Source organism: Streptococcus sp. 27098_8_186 (genome assembly GCF_041432055.1).
In the GTDB taxonomy this organism is placed as follows: domain Bacteria; phylum Bacillota; class Bacilli; order Lactobacillales; family Streptococcaceae; genus Streptococcus; species Streptococcus dentalis.
In genome coordinates, this window is the sequence record NZ_JAPVYV010000008.1 from 36315 (window position 1) to 50766 (window position 14452).

At 40.9% G+C, this 14452-nt stretch carries 13 protein-coding genes; 3 read left to right on the plus strand and 10 right to left on the minus strand.

What is annotated here, in order from left to right; all coding sequences use genetic code 11:
- Positions 1 to 3 precede the first annotated feature (3 nt).
- The 6 genes from dltB to O3602_RS07825 all read right to left on the minus strand — a co-directional run bounded on the left by dltB (position 4) and on the right by O3602_RS07825 (position 5928).
- Complete coding sequence (gene dltB, locus O3602_RS07800; RefSeq protein ID WP_003009160.1) at positions 4 to 1257, minus strand: D-alanyl-lipoteichoic acid biosynthesis protein DltB; 1254 nt, start codon at positions 1255 to 1257, stop codon at positions 4 to 6.
- On the minus strand, positions 1254 to 2804 hold the full coding sequence (gene dltA / locus O3602_RS07805; protein ID WP_151379226.1) for a D-alanine--poly(phosphoribitol) ligase subunit DltA: 1551 nt from the start codon (positions 2802 to 2804) through the stop codon (positions 1254 to 1256). Before dltA ends, dltB begins: the two co-directional genes overlap by 4 nt.
- A gap of 18 nt (positions 2805 to 2822) precedes the next feature.
- The gene (locus O3602_RS07810) at positions 2823 to 2951 is read right to left on the minus strand and encodes a teichoic acid D-Ala incorporation-associated protein DltX (protein WP_003002102.1); all 129 of its coding nucleotides are present in this window, start codon (positions 2949 to 2951) and stop codon (positions 2823 to 2825) included.
- A 169-nt stretch (positions 2952 to 3120) separates the two neighbouring features.
- Positions 3121 to 4380 carry a S41 family peptidase gene (locus tag O3602_RS07815; protein WP_371611474.1) on the minus strand — a complete coding sequence of 420 codons (1260 nt, stop codon included), beginning with the start codon at positions 4378 to 4380 and terminating at the stop codon, positions 3121 to 3123.
- Positions 4381 to 4472: 92 nt separating this feature from the next.
- Positions 4473 to 5156: a DUF4956 domain-containing protein gene (locus O3602_RS07820; RefSeq protein ID WP_270299950.1), complete on the minus strand. Its 684-nt coding sequence runs from the start codon at positions 5154 to 5156 to the stop codon at positions 4473 to 4475.
- Complete coding sequence (locus tag O3602_RS07825) at positions 5149 to 5928, minus strand: polyphosphate polymerase domain-containing protein (RefSeq protein ID WP_155172769.1); 780 nt, start codon at positions 5926 to 5928, stop codon at positions 5149 to 5151. Before O3602_RS07825 ends, O3602_RS07820 begins: the two co-directional genes overlap by 8 nt.
- A gap of 214 nt (positions 5929 to 6142) precedes the next feature.
- Here O3602_RS07825 and O3602_RS07830 point away from each other — a divergent pair, with 214 nt between their 5' ends.
- Together O3602_RS07830 and O3602_RS07835 are read left to right on the plus strand one after the other, a co-directional pair.
- Positions 6143 to 7390, plus strand: a complete 1248-nt coding sequence (locus O3602_RS07830) for a carbohydrate-binding domain-containing protein (RefSeq protein ID WP_151379223.1) — start codon at positions 6143 to 6145, stop codon at positions 7388 to 7390.
- An 89-nt stretch (positions 7391 to 7479) separates the two neighbouring features.
- Entirely contained in the window at positions 7480 to 8163 is a 684-nt protein-coding gene (locus O3602_RS07835) for a DUF4947 domain-containing protein (RefSeq protein ID WP_050807266.1), read from the plus strand.
- 86 nt (positions 8164 to 8249) lie between these two features.
- Here O3602_RS07835 and O3602_RS07840 read toward each other — a convergent pair whose 3' ends face one another.
- Positions 8250 to 11045: a YhgE/Pip domain-containing protein gene (locus O3602_RS07840; RefSeq protein WP_003012771.1), complete on the minus strand. Its 2796-nt coding sequence runs from the start codon at positions 11043 to 11045 to the stop codon at positions 8250 to 8252.
- 132 nt (positions 11046 to 11177) lie between these two features.
- Here O3602_RS07840 and O3602_RS07845 point away from each other — a divergent pair, with 132 nt between their 5' ends.
- A complete protein-coding gene (locus tag O3602_RS07845) occupies positions 11178 to 11711 on the plus strand; it encodes a TetR/AcrR family transcriptional regulator (RefSeq protein ID WP_003001962.1) in 534 nt (177 codons plus the stop codon).
- Positions 11712 to 11900: 189 nt separating this feature from the next.
- On the opposite strand, the gene rpsD is transcribed toward O3602_RS07845, so the two are convergent.
- The 3 genes from rpsD to O3602_RS07860 all read right to left on the minus strand — a co-directional run bounded on the left by rpsD (position 11901) and on the right by O3602_RS07860 (position 14437).
- Entirely contained in the window at positions 11901 to 12512 is a 612-nt protein-coding gene (gene rpsD / locus O3602_RS07850; protein ID WP_003002210.1) for a 30S ribosomal protein S4, read from the minus strand.
- A gap of 205 nt (positions 12513 to 12717) precedes the next feature.
- A complete protein-coding gene (locus tag O3602_RS07855; RefSeq protein ID WP_003012800.1) occupies positions 12718 to 13449 on the minus strand; it encodes an ABC transporter ATP-binding protein in 732 nt (243 codons plus the stop codon).
- Entirely contained in the window at positions 13442 to 14437 is a 996-nt protein-coding gene (locus tag O3602_RS07860) for an ABC transporter substrate-binding protein (protein ID WP_003012915.1), read from the minus strand. The genes O3602_RS07855 and O3602_RS07860 overlap by 8 nt, the downstream gene beginning before the upstream one ends.
- Positions 14438 to 14452: the final 15 nt, after the last annotated feature.

Sequence of the window (14452 nt, forward strand, 5' to 3'; positions counted from 1 at the left end):
CTTTTATTTCAATTTTGGAAACCATTGTTGATCCAAGAATCCTGAGAAAATCAGGAAAGACAGCATCACTGTGTTAAAGGTGATAAAGATCCCCAAAGCTTTGGTCCAACGATTGTCCGGTATAGGATCCAATCCTTTTGCTTTTCTTTCTTTATTGATGGTCTTTTTCTTACGAATCCAAGCATCATTGATAACCAGTCCAAGCCCATGGAAGAGCCCATAAGCGATGTAGTACCAGGTCACCCCGTGCCAGAAGCCCATGACCAACATATTGATAATATAGGCAACATTTGAGGTGGTAATCCGGCTCTTGAATACTTTATTGCGCATCAATACCATCACGAGACGCATAAAGACAAAATCACGGAACCAGAAAGATAAACTCATATGCCAACGATTCCAGAATTCCTTTAAGTCACGTGATTTAAAGGGACGATCAAAGTTGATGGGACTTTTAATTCCCATCAGATTTGAAGCTGCTAAAGCAAACATCGAATAGCCCGCGAAGTCAAAGAAGAGGTCAAAGCCATAAACATACATGACTCCCAGCGTTCCGATATTGAAGAATCCACCTTGAGACAAGGCATAGGTCTGCACATGACCTAACAATAAGTGGCCAAAAATATGAGCTAGGATAAATTTATAAAGGAAGCCATACATGATATACTTAACAGCTTGCTCCAACATATCCAATAATTCTTCACGCTCAGGAATGGTTTTATAATCCTCATTAAAACGTTTGAAACGATCAATCGGCCCACTTGAGAAGGTCGGCATAAAGAGCATAAAGCGTAAGAATTCCCAGAGTGTGAATTCTTTCAAGACACCATCTCGCATTTCGATGATCATTCCGACAGCCCGGAAGGTTAAATACGAAATCCCTAAAAATCCAAACAAGGATTGGTGCCCATTCTTGATTGCTGGCTCTACCTTAACAAAGATCAGGGGCAAGACAGACAAGAAGGAATGAAGATAGAAAATCCACTTATTGTCCGCTTTCTGACGATAGATCTTGTAGGAATACACAATCAAGATTTGCCAGACTACGTAAAAGAGCAGGGCATAAATTTGCTTGAGATTCGAACCTGTCAGCATCAAAATGATAAAGATCAGACTCACCAGTCCTTCATAGATCGGAAATCTCTTTTTGAAAAAGAGGCCCACAAAGATCGGCAAAAAAGCTAGAATGAGGTAGATAAAATAGATCGGTGTTCCATAGTGTTCTAAATGAGGGAGCTGTTTCAAAAACTCGATCATCGGTTGTTAACCTCGCTAATCAACCCTTTGATGTCGATTTTCCCGTTTGGTGTTAATGGCAGGCTGTCACGATAGAGGAATTTTGAAGGCATCATATAAGACATCATGATGTTTTCTAAATCTTCCTTAATGGCTTTCGTGATATCAATTTCGCGCTCAAATTGTTCTTTGACGCCCTCTTTTAAGATGACATAGGCCAAGAGATTTTGGACTTTGTGATCTTTATTATAGCGCGGCACTGCGACTGCTGAGTCAATATACTTCGATTTGTTCAAGTTTTGAGAGACATCCTCTAGCTCGATACGATAACCGTTAAATTTGATTTGGAAGTCCATCCGACCACCATAGAGAAGAAGGCCTTCATCCGTCATGGTTCCGACATCTCCCGTATGGTAGGCTGGAAGACCTTCAAATTCGAAGAAGGCTTCTGCTGTTTTCTCTGGATTATTCATATAACCTTTTGAAACAGCTGGGCCAGATACGATGATCTCCCCTTGCTCACCATTTGGCAATTTGTTTCCTGCCTCATCAATGATGAAGGTTGGAGAATCTTCTTTGGTATAACCAATTGGTAGACGTTTCAAAGTAGCTAACATCTCATCTGTTACGGCTACAGCCGAAAGAGCTACAGTTGCTTCTGTTGGCCCGTAAGCATTTATGATACGCGCATTTGGGAAACGCTCGCGCAATTTTTGAGCGGTTTTAACGGTCAACTCTTCTCCATCAAAGTAGAAATGGGTGATCCCTGGCATCTTTTCAGCATTGAAATCTTCAGACAACATGGCCATATCTGCGAAAGATGGTGTTGAAGTCCAGATAGCAATCGGAAGAGAAAAGATCGTCGCAAAGAGTTGTTTGAAGTCTTGAGTAATGGCTGATGGAAGGGCAAAAAGCGTTCCTCCAAGAGCCAAGGTCGGTGCCCAGTACATGACAGACAAGTCAAAGGAATAGGGCGGTTGCGCCAACATTTGCGGACGCTCAGGCGTTGCAAATTCCTTGTCCGTAATCATCCAGTTGGTAAAGCTGAGCAAGTTATCGTGCGAAATTTGCACCCCTTTTGGTTTCCCAGTTGTCCCTGAGGTAAAGATGATGTAGTAGTTATCATCCCCTTTGACCGGATGTTGCAAGTCATAGGCATGCTGAGCCGCATAAGCTTCACGCACTTGCTCCAAGGACATGATTGGAGCAGCTGAGTTTTCCAATGGAAATTCATTGATGGCAATAATCAAGCTTGGCTCTGCTACTTCAACAATGGCAGACACGCGCTCCAAGGCAGAGTGGCTATCAATTGGGATATAGGCATGGCCAGATTTTGTCAAGGCCACAAAGGTTGCTAACATTTCATATTCTTGTCCACCAAAGACCACTACAGGTGACTTTTCAGGAAGTCCCATTTGGTCGATTTGGGCAGCCAAGCTATCTGAATCAGCCTTCAATTGGCCATAGGTATGCTCCTCACCAAGGACATTGTAGACAGGATAGTCTGGTTGTAGTTGCGCATAACGTTCAATTGTCTCGATCATATCAGTAATTGGTTGGTTTGACACGGCTAGGAATCTCCTTTTCTAAAATTCGTTATAGATAAAGCCACCCTGACCTTGACCAAGGTAACTAAAGAAATAAAGTAGGGCTAGGAAAATGGCGAAATACAAGACCGTCTGCCCGATAAATTTATAAAGTGTTTTATGTTTCATAAGTTTCACTCTTCATTTTGATTGTTATTCACTATTTTACCATTTTTTATACCAAGTAAGCAATTTTAAACATAGTGAGAACGTATTAGAAAACGTTATCATTTCAGATCATTCAAGCCGTCTAACAAAAGTAGTTTTCTTTAATCAGTTTTCTGGTTGAAATCCTATTCTATTTCACATTACCCTGATGAATCAACTCCAAACACTTGTCTAGATCTACATCTCTTTCAAAATAGTCGGGACTCCAGGGAACCTCTATATCCGGCTCCACACCTTGATCCGTCATTCCTTTTCCTTGATCCAAGCTTAGACAGCGAGAGGTAGGAAACATCAATTGATATTCGCCATAATCAACAGTACAACAATTGGAATAGTCTAAAATTCCTAGAGTTGGTCTACCTACCACCGTTACCTTCTTAAACTGCTTCATCATCTGGACAAAATTATCACCAGATGATCGACAATAAATATCTGATAAGATAAAGATCTGTTCAGGATAGTGGCCACCTCTTACCTCTGGGAAGAATTCCTCGCTTTCTTGCTGATATGTTACATAGCCTTTCCCCCGATGGTGGATCAAATTCTCTTTCATATCTTCAAGCAGCTTAACTGTTTCAGGGCTAATTTCTTCCTGTTGCATCCAGTCCTCAAAGTCTTTCAAGCGCAGGTCAACATTGCGTTCCGTATAGAGAATTTCCATGCCATCATCGTCCCAGTCAAGCGAATCATAGCCCTGATCCTTCTCTAAGGCTAGATGTAATAGAGGGATATATAAAGAGTCTGTCCCTCCGCCGTTCTGTCGGACATCAATGATTAGAAACTTGACTTCCGTCATCATAGGTAAACACTCTTGATATACCCGACTAATGGCTCCTTCATCCATAAAGTTATCCAGACGAAGATAAAGGATTTCATCGCCTAATCTTTTCCAAAAAATCTGATCTTGGATCGGTTCTCGACTGGGTACTACTTCAATGGTCTTTTCTATCCCTTCTCGAAGCAGGGTGACACTCGTTGACTGAGAGACCAAATCTGCCCATTCTCGGTAGTGTCTTTCAGAGGTCTTGCTGATAAAATAGTCTTTATGGAGAGAAGCTATCTGATCCAAGTCACTTCCATTCAGAGCTAGGATTTGATCTCCTACTTGAAGACCCGTATCTTCATTAGCTTCCTCAACATACAGTTTCTGTCCATATATTCTCAAAAGAAACCCTTTTTGACTGGCCTTTTTATCTCGAAAGGAAACATGCCCGATCACCTCAAAACTAGCTAGGTAAGTCTTAACTTGATAGAGAAAGGCATCATCTGTCATATCATCTGTAATGTTTTCTCGAAAAGGCTCTGGATCGCATCCTTTTCGATCCTTGATGGTAGATGAATCATGGGTCATAATAGAGACGACATCTTCAAAAATAGCAGTCTTTTTCATAAAGGATTCCTTCAATTTTTTAGAAACAGTATACCACTTTTTCTTAAAAAGTTCTTAAAACCCTAAAAAACTATCCTAAAGTAGGATAGCCGTTATAGATTCTTTCTTTTCTTCGCTTTCTTTGTCAGAGCGACATCACAATTTTCAATCTCGCTAATCAATAGATTGGCAAGGCCAAAATCATCGATGTTCGATTTCATATTTACCTCATAGTTCAAGGTCAGTTGTTCTCCAGCTTGGGCCGTTGTGACAGAAATAAAGTCAATTTCTGAACAACTTTGGTCCAACAACTGGCTGATTTGTTCTGCAACAGAATCTTGTTTTGAGACGGTAATAGTCAAATGGCGGCGTCGTTGATGGTCTGCCTTACTCTGTTTGTTCTCCAATACCAGCCACACCCCTAGTAAAGAGAGGGTTGTTAAAATGGCCAATAAAAGATAGCCAGATCCAGCTGCCAGTCCTATAATCATAGCTAAGAAAATGGCAATCAACTCTCGAGAACCACTCGTAGCCGAACGAAAACGGATCAAACTAAAGGTCCCTGCCACTGCAATCGAGGTTCCCAAACTTCCATTGACCAAAAAGATCACTAAGGTCATCATACAAGGAAGCAAGGTCAAACTAATGACAAACTCTCGAGTGTAAAGCGTTCGGTATTTATAGGTCCAAGATAGGGCCATCCCTAGAAAGAGGCTGACCAAAAGGGCCAGCAGTAAGCGCAAGGGATCCACCGTTGCTGTGGCATTATTAAAAATAGAATCAAATAGATTAGACATAGGCTGCACCTACCGTTTCTTGAACTGGTCTTGGGGCATAATCCAAGCCTTGTGATTTATGGTAAGCACAGCTATATTTTGAAAATTTCTGCTTCACCAAACCATACTTCTCTAAAATATCCTTTAGCCATTTAGGTTCTTGACCGGGAGCCTTTATTTCCATGATCACGAAGTCATCCTCTAGTAGAGGTTCTCCTTTCTTCCCATCAAAAAGGCTAACAGCCTGATCTCGAAAGACTAGGTTTTGATCGATTGTCACGCGAATCTTTTGATAAGGATAACCCTGAATGGATTTCTTTTCTTTGAGAGACAGACGATCATAGTAAATGAACATCCGCGGTTCCAATCGATGACCATAACGTTTGCGCAATCTCTGAATCTCTTGCACTAAGTCTGGATCTTGTATCTGATGATCTACTTTCCCATCTGTCATCAAGTTGATAATGGCTTTCGAAGTGGCAACTAGACGGAATTTATGGCCAATTCCTTCTTCATCTTTTGACTTCACCTCTAGAAACACTGGGCTGTCTGCTTGAGGTTTTTCTATATAAGTCCGCATCCGAATTTTTTCACGGCAGTGTTGTTTGGCAAGAGCATCTTGAATGACATCAAAATTTTCCGTATCAAAATAAATGTTTGAAATGGTTGAGGTTGGGTAATCATCTTCTACGACGTATTCTTTTAAGTCTTTAATCAAGTCCTTCACGTCATCTTTTGCGACGATATATTTTGTTTCGATTCGTTTGAAACTTGTCTCAATTGTTTTTTTCATGTTTCTTCTCCTTTAAGGGGGATCTATTATTTCTAACCTTCAGTCAGTATGAATACGACTTACGTGCTTTCTAGTTTAATGGGACTTTCTTAACTGGTCATTAAGCCAAACTTAAAGAAAACTAAAGTTAAGGTTCCTTTCAGAAAAACTTTAGGAAACTTTCAGCTAGCAACTTTAGACTAGGAGCATATCAATTGAACGAGAGGAAAAGCTTATGAAATCAAACAAATGGAAATTTTTATTAACGGGGGCCGCAACCCTCACCTTACTGACAGCTTGTACCCAGGCGTCATCACAATCAACTACAAAAAGCAATACTGCTCAAACAACCGCTACTTCTACTTCAAAAAATAAAACAAACAATTCCAACTATTTTACAGATAAGGACAAGGACAGCTCTTATGATGAAAGTAAAGCCTCTACTGTAAAACTATCTGGATCTTCTGCAACTGTATCAGGTGACGGCGTAGCCGTTTCTGGATCAACTGTGACCATCTCGAAGGCTGGAACCTATGTCATCTCTGGTGAATCCGATGGGGTTCAAATCAAGGTTGAAGCGGGTGACTCAGACGATGTTCACATCGTCTTGAAAGGCGTTACCATGACCAACACCAACGCGCCAATTTCTGCTACGAAAGCAGGGCATGTCTACCTCACTCTAGCAGACGGCACGACCAATACCTTGTCTGATTCAAGTTCAAACAATGATGAAGATGCTGATGCGGTCATCTTCTCTAAAGGCGACCTCACCATCAATGGTTCGGGTACGCTCAACATTAATGCCAAGAAGAACAACGGGATCAAGGCCAATGACACTCTCCATATCACAGGTGGAACCTATAAGATCACGGCTGTAGGAGATGCCTTCAACGTCAACGACGAACTCAATATCACCGGTACGACCATGACCATCGATGCAGATGAAGATGCAGTCAAGGTGGATAATGATGAAGATACTTCGGTCGGAACCATGTATCTGTCTGACAATACCATGACCATTTCAGCAGGGGACGATGGAATCCATGCTTCTGGTGATCTGGTCATCGATAGCGGAACCTACAAGGTAAGCGAGTCTGTCGAAGGTCTCGAAGGAAAATCGATCACCATCAACGGTGGTGATATCACCATCTATGCAACCGATGACGGTGTCAATGCTGCCAATGCCAATGCTAACCAAGATGAAATTTTCTTCACTATGAATGGTGGAACCCTCAACGTTGAAGTTGGTCAAGGTGATACCGATCCAATTGATTCGAATGGAAATATCACTGTTACCGGAGGAACCATTAAATTAACGGGTCAATCTGGATTCGACTTTGATGGTACTGCTACCTACACTGGCGGAGACATCTATATCAACGGTGAAAAACAAACGGAAATTGTCAACTCCATGCCTGGAGGCGGTGGGGCTCCAGGTGGTGGCGGACCTCAAGGCGGTGGACCTGGAGGTGGGCATCCATAATAACAAATAAAGGCAGGATTTCTTCCTGACCTTTTTTTCTTACCCTTTTTATGATAGAATAGAAAATCAATCAGCTTATCGAAAGGAACATGATGAAAAAACAAACACTCCCTCTTTTCTTCACACTCTTGCTGTCTCTTCTTTTTCTATCAGCCTGTGTGCCGGATCTTAAGATCAACTTTAAAAAAGAACCAACAACTACCAGCTCAAAAAAGAAAACCTTTAAAAAAAGTAGCTCGAGTCGTTCTAGCCTCCCGAGTCGCTCAACCAGTTCAAATAGCTCAAGCAACTCCTCTAGCTCTCCCTCAACTACTACGGAAACCACTTCTGACATCGTCACAACCGAAGGACTCCCTAGAAATGCTCAAGAAGCACCCAAAGATAAAATTTATGCGACAGGGAACTTAAAAGTAGCCTACTCTAGAAATGACGATAAAATTTTTGCACAGACGCCGGATTATGAAGGATATACCACCGCTCTTGTCCAAACAATTCTTGGAAATCCAGAGAAACAAATAACAGACCCTGCTTATATTGCCGAATCTTTTGAAAATACCGAATTAGAAAATATTAAAGGGCTCTACCACGAGGGGAAAATCACAGAGGAACAAGCTCATGCCTTTTTGATGGGAGCTGTTGATCTCAAACAAGCGTCTAAATTCGGAGTAAACTACACCATTTACACCTATAAAAACAACACCATTCAACTGGTCTTTAAAAACGAGCAACTTCTCTATATTACACCGAATCCTGATGTTGTCTTCTTTAAATAATGAACATTCTCGCTTAAACAAGCGAGAATTTTTGTTTCACATGAAACAAAAAACTCCCAACACATTCTGTTGGGAGTTCCCGAAGATTAGTCCTCTTCATATTTTTTTGGATTATAGAACCACATTCCTAGCCCTGCAAAAAGAGCAATGGTTATCAGAAGGAAGGCCACTTGATTTCCAATTTCTCCTGTCATCGAAATCGTTTGACGAAGACCAGAAACGGTATAACTCATTGGCAAGAATGGATGAATGGCTTGGAAAAATCCATTTGTCAAAGCAAGAGGATAGGTTCCTGCACTAGAAGCCAATTGCAAGAGCAAGAGGATCAAGGAAAGGAAAGCACCGACTTTGCTTTGCCATGTCGTTAAAGCTGTTACGATAGACATGAAAGATACACTACCAATCACACAAAGGAAGAGCGTAGCCATTTCATGATTGGCTGATAAACCAATCAAGTGAACGGCACCATAGACCAAGACTCCTGCAATCACCGCAATCGTTCCATTGACCTCAAAGCGAGATTTAAACCATGCCCAGCGACTTTCAGGGTGACTGCCGGATGGTAATTTTGCAAAGATCATGTTGGTTGACAAGGCACAAACAAAGAGAGCTACCGAGATCATATAAGGAGCCATTCCGACACCATTCACAGGGGTATTGTCATAGTCTGTTTTAGACATAGTGACTGGATTTGCTAAGGTTTTAGCGTTTTCTTTTTCAGTTGTAGCCACATTCAATTGTCCCTTAGCATCGTTTAATCCTTGACTCAAGGTTTGGCTTCCTGTTGCTAATTCACCTAAACCATTTGTCAATGTTTGGCCACCTGCTGCTAATTTGCTGGACCCATCTGAGATTTGATTTGCACCGTCGGCTAGTTTATCAGCACCAGTCACCAATTGACCTGATTTTTCTGTCAACTGATTGACACCAGTGACAAGTTTGTTGACACCTCCTGCCAACTCTGGAGTTTTGCTGTTCAATTGTCCTACACCGTCAGCTAATTTTCCAGCACCAGCAACCAATTCACCCGACTTACCTGTTAATTGAGTCGCGCCTGAAGCCAGTTGATTCATGCCTGATGTCAAGGCAGGCATCTTCCCATTTAACTCACCTAGACCAGAAGCTAATTGATTGCTTCCTGCAAGTAATTCTGATGATTTACTATCTAGTTGACCAACACCTGCTGCTAACTGACTAGCCCCATTTGTTAAAGTACTGCTATTCGTCTGAAGTTGGGCTGCTCCATTAGCAATTTTATCAACACCAGCTGTATAAGCGTCGATCCCTTGACTGATGGTTTGACTAGCTGGCAACAATTGTCCACTAACTGCGGATTGGATCTTAGACAAACCACTTGACAAGTCTGTCAAGGTAGAAGAAGCTGTCGGTAAAACTTGATTGGCTGCTGTTTGCAGTTGTGTCAAGCTATTCCCTGTATTCAAACTACCTTGGATCGTTTGAATCGTAGTCAAGATTCCTTGAGCCGCCGTTTCACTCGAGCTTGGACTCGATGAGATCGCCGCATTGATCTCCGCTTGTTGGTCAGCTGTCATTGCTTGATAGGCTGCTGTTCCTTGCACACTTGCAAGAGCATTTGCACGATCCGCTTGGGCTGAAGCAAGGATTGTTTGAGCTGAATTCGCAATACTCGTCAATCCAGACGAAAGTTGACTGGTATCTACTGTAGCATTTTGAATCGCTGCATTTAATTGGTTTAAACCTGCTGCCAATTGATCAATCTGAGCGGATTGACTTGTAGAAGCTTGTAGCTGGCTTGATAATGTTTGAATACCTGATTCTAATTGTGAAACCCCATTTCGAAGGGTAGCAGATTGACTACTTAATTGACCCGCTCCCTCTGATAAAGTAGCGACTCCATTTGTATAGGTCACCAAACCATTTGAAAAGTTTGATAGGCCTGAATTCAATTGACGCACGCCATTGGTATAATTCCCAAGACCATCATTGAGGGTCCCCATACCGCTAGTTAACTGACCAACTCCTGAGGCCAACTGAGGGGTTTGACTCGCCATTTGATTGAGACCATTTCCTAATTGATCTACTCCGGTAGTGTAAGCCATCAAGCCTGTATGAAATGTACCAAACCCATTATTTAATTGATTGACGCCAGATACCAAGTTTGGAAGTTGACCAGCCATTTGATTGAGACCATTTCCTAATTGACCAACACCATCTGTATAGGCTGCTAGACCTGTACGAAGAGTAGTCGCACCATCTGAAAATGCTAAGCTTGAACGAGCCAATGTATTCAAATTAGTAGATAGTGTTTGACCACCATCTTCCAATTTACTTGCACCATCTGCTAATTTAGCACTTCCATCTGCCGCTGTCCCCATACCAGTTTTAAGCGATCCCATTTTAGAAAATAAAGCTGTTGTATAAGTATTGGTCACTTTTTCAGCCACTGACTGCTTCATTTTTGTCATCGCAGTATCGCTCATTTTTCCTGCGATAAAACTATGACCACTGGACGTTTGGTAATCAATGGTCATCTGTTCTGGATGATTGGTTAGAATGGAGCTAGCCTTCTTTGAAAGATCCTCAGGCAGGGTTACAATCATATAATAATCGCCATTTTTGAGACCATCTTTCGCAGCTTTCTCATCTACAAAATGAAAATCAAGTGAGTCATTGTCCTTCAAATTGGACACCATGTCTTTTCCAATTTCCATCTTTTGTCCATTATATGTAGCAGATTGATCCTTATTGACAACCGCTACAGGAAGATCCGAAACCTTTCCATATGGATCCCACATGGAAGATAGAAAAATAATATTATAAAGAGCTGGAATCAAAGCAACTCCAATCATGACAATGATAAATGTTGGCTTTTTAAGAATAGCCTTCCATTCTTTCATCATATTTTTGTCTCCTTTTTATACACATTGTCTAAATTTCTGATATAATAGATTATACAGTTTCTAGAAATTTTCACAAGTATAAAATCTTATTTTTAGACACTGTGTATAATTTTGTGCAAAAAGGATGAACAGATGACTGAGAGCAATAAACGATTAAAAACAAAACGAAATATCGAGGAGGCGATGGTTCGACTACTCGAAAAGGAATCATTCGACCAAATCACAACGGTTGAGCTAGCACAAGAATCCGGCATTAGTCGCTCTAGCTTTTATACCCACTATCGAGACAAGTACGACATGATCGAGCGCTACCAACAAGCACTCTTTCACAAGCTTGAATATATTTTTGATAAACACCAAGACGACAAGCGCCAAGCGATTACAGAAGTGTTCGAATTTCTAACCAAGGAGCCACTCTTTGCGGTTCTTCTGACAGAGAATGGAACCAAGGAGATCCAAACCTTCTTACGACATAAATTACAGATTCTTCTGGTTGATAGTCTGCAAGAGCGCTATAGTCATAAATCATTAACAGATATTGAAAGAGTATACAGTTCTGTCTATCTGACCAATGCCTTCTTCGGAGTCTGTCAAATGTGGGTTTCGCGCGGAAAAAAAGAAAGCCCTCAACAAATGGCTGAATTTTTAATGAAAATGTTACGGTAACAGTCTCTCCTGATCGATCTAGATCAGGAGTTTTTTTATTAGCAGGTTTAGGTTTTAAGAAAACAAAAAACTGTCTCATCTAATGAAACAGCTTTAGGTAGCTTATAACTGAACAAACCCAGAAATCAACCCTTTAAGACAAAACAAAAAGCCCACTGTTGTAGGCTTTCTGTAAGGTATATCTTAAAATTAAAGCATCTTGTTATAGAATTCAACGACAAGTGCTTCGTTGATTTCTGGGTTGATTTCATCGCGTTCTGGAAGGCGAGTCAATGAACCTTCAAGTTTGTCAGCATCGAATGATACGAATGCTGGACGCCCAACTGTAGCTTCAACAGCTTCAAGGATAGCTGGAACTTTAGCTGATTTTTCGCGAACTGAGATCACTTGACCTGGAGTTACGCGGTATGAAGGGATATCAACGCGTTTTCCGTCAACAAGGATGTGACCGTGGTTAACGAATTGACGAGCTTGACGACGAGTAGTCGCAAGTCCAAGACGGTAAACAACGTTATCCAAACGACGTTCCAAAAGAAGCATGAAGTTGAAACCGACAGTTCCTTCTTTAACTTTAGTAGCTTGTACGAACAAGTTACGGAATTGTTTTTCACCAAGTCCGTAAGAGAAACGAAGTTTTTGTTTCTCAGCTAATTGCAAACCGTATTCTGACAATTTTGAACGGTTGTTTGGTCCGTGTTGACCTGGTACGTAGTTACGACGTGCCAATTCTTTACCTGTACCTGTAAGTGACAAGCCAAGACGGCGAGATTGTTTCCAAGATGGTCCTGTATAACGTGACATGTGAAATGTCCTCCTATAAAAATAATTTTTGTAGGAAATAACGTTTTAGACAAACCTGATTCGTTCAGAAAGCCTTCGCCCAAACAGCAAAGGTTACTTTTCTAGCTGACTTCCTGTTGACGAGCTTCATTTTGTCCTGCTGTCATTTCGCACAAACTCTATTCTATCACGGAATAGAAACTTTGTAAAGTCCTTCAAAACAATTTCAATGAAATTCAGCCAATAATTCTATGATTCGTTTTTTATATTGCAATTGTTGCCAGTCTCTATCCGTTGCTGGATCCCATTTTAAAGGAAGATCTGCAATAATTTCACCGGGATTATGATTCAAGATATAGATCCGGTCACTCAAAGTCAAAGCTTCTTCGATACTATGGGTGATCACTAGAGTGGTGAGACCAAGACGTTCCTTACTGTCTAGATACCAGTGATAAAGATCCTGCCTTGTCAATTCATCTAAGGCACTAAAAGCTTCATCTAATAGGAAGACAGAATGACCCAGAAGATAGGTTCTCAATAGCGCCACCCGTTGCCGCATCCCCCCACTCAGCGCATTGGGATAAAGGTTGGCGATACTTCCCAATTTAAATTCATCTAACAATTTTAGAGCTGTAGATGCCGCCTCTTCCTTAGGAACCTTTTTTAATTGAAGGGGAAGAATAATATTTCCCAATACTGTCTTATGTTCCAACAAAAGATCCTTTTGTAGCATATAGCTGACTTTCCCAAAGGAGATCGGAGCATTATCTACTTCTATGGTACCCTTTTGTAAGGGAAGGATCCCAGCAATTAAATTGAACAAGGTTGATTTCCCTACCCCACTCGGACCTAGAATAGAGACGATTTCTCCTTTTTGCACTTCTAGTGATACATTATTTAAAACTGCTTTATCTCCAAAAGAGAAACTTACATCTTTTACGGTTAAAATATCAGTCACCTACCAATTCGTTTGTGAAACCTTTGTCTTCTAAATCATTTGAAACCAATCCTTGCTCTTTTGCCCAAGCATAAAAAGCATTCCAACGTTTGGAGTCAAACTGTCCCCATTTATCCTTGTCTGAAGCATATTGACTGGAAAGATATTTTTGGGAAGCTAGTACAAAATCACGCTGATTAGCTAGGGCAGGGGCCTGTTTAATCAAGATATCCGCAGCTTCTTCTGGATGCTCTATAGCATATTGGTAGCCTTTTTTTACCGCTTGAATGAATTTTTTTGCTTCCTCTTTATGAGATTTCAAATAGTCATTGTTAGCAATAATAACAGGCGAATAGTAGTCAAATGCAGGAACAAAATCTTTCATATAGAAGAAATTGGTCTTCATTCCCTTTTGCTCAGCCAAAATTCCATCCCAACCGTGATAAATCCAAGCAGCATCAAAGACCTTATTTTCAATCGGAGTAATGGAATTTGAATCACTATTTGGAACCAATTTTACTTGATTAAAATCAGCCCCCTCTTTTTTCATCATCGATTTGATCATTTCCAACTCAATCGGATCATTCCAGGTACCATACTTCTTACCCACCAAATCTTTTGGATTTGTGATCGCTGCATCTTTTCTTGAAATAATCCCTGACGTATTGTGTTCGACGATGGCCGCAACAGCGGTAATACCCGCACCTTTATCCAATTTCTTGGCCATAGAATCTTGGAAATAAATTCCAAATGGAGCTTTCCCATTGATAATCAAATCAGAACTACTGTCTTCCGGAGGAAGTTTTATATCTACATCCAGTCCTGCTTCTTTAAAGTACCCTTTTTCCTTAGCTACATAGAGACCCGTATGATTAGTATTCGGGGTCCAATCTAGAATAAAATCAATCTTTTTCAAACCACTTGACGATTGCTTGACAGAATTTTGACAAGCACTCAAGAAAACAAATCCCAATATTATTGAGAAAAATAAACCTATTGACTTTTTCATTAGCTATACCTCTTT

Coding starts and splice junctions, on each gene's coding strand:
- dltB (WP_003009160.1), bottom strand. CDS start 1,257: ATGATCGAGTTTTTGAAACAGCTCCCTCATTTAGAACACTATGGAACA.
- O3602_RS07810 (WP_003002102.1), bottom strand. CDS start 2,951: ATGAAACATAAAACACTTTATAAATTTATCGGGCAGACGGTCTTGTAT.
- O3602_RS07815 (WP_371611474.1), bottom strand. CDS start 4,380: ATGAAAAAGACTGCTATTTTTGAAGATGTCGTCTCTATTATGACCCAT.
- O3602_RS07820 (WP_270299950.1), bottom strand. CDS start 5,156: ATGTCTAATCTATTTGATTCTATTTTTAATAATGCCACAGCAACGGTG.
- O3602_RS07825 (WP_155172769.1), bottom strand. CDS start 5,928: ATGAAAAAAACAATTGAGACAAGTTTCAAACGAATCGAAACAAAATAT.
- O3602_RS07830 (WP_151379223.1), top strand. CDS start 6,143: ATGAAATCAAACAAATGGAAATTTTTATTAACGGGGGCCGCAACCCTC.
- O3602_RS07835 (WP_050807266.1), top strand. CDS start 7,480: ATGATGAAAAAACAAACACTCCCTCTTTTCTTCACACTCTTGCTGTCT.
- O3602_RS07840 (WP_003012771.1), bottom strand. CDS start 11,045: ATGATGAAAGAATGGAAGGCTATTCTTAAAAAGCCAACATTTATCATT.
- O3602_RS07845 (WP_003001962.1), top strand. CDS start 11,178: ATGACTGAGAGCAATAAACGATTAAAAACAAAACGAAATATCGAGGAG.
- rpsD (WP_003002210.1), bottom strand. CDS start 12,512: ATGTCACGTTATACAGGACCATCTTGGAAACAATCTCGCCGTCTTGGC.
- O3602_RS07860 (WP_003012915.1), bottom strand. CDS start 14,437: ATGAAAAAGTCAATAGGTTTATTTTTCTCAATAATATTGGGATTTGTT.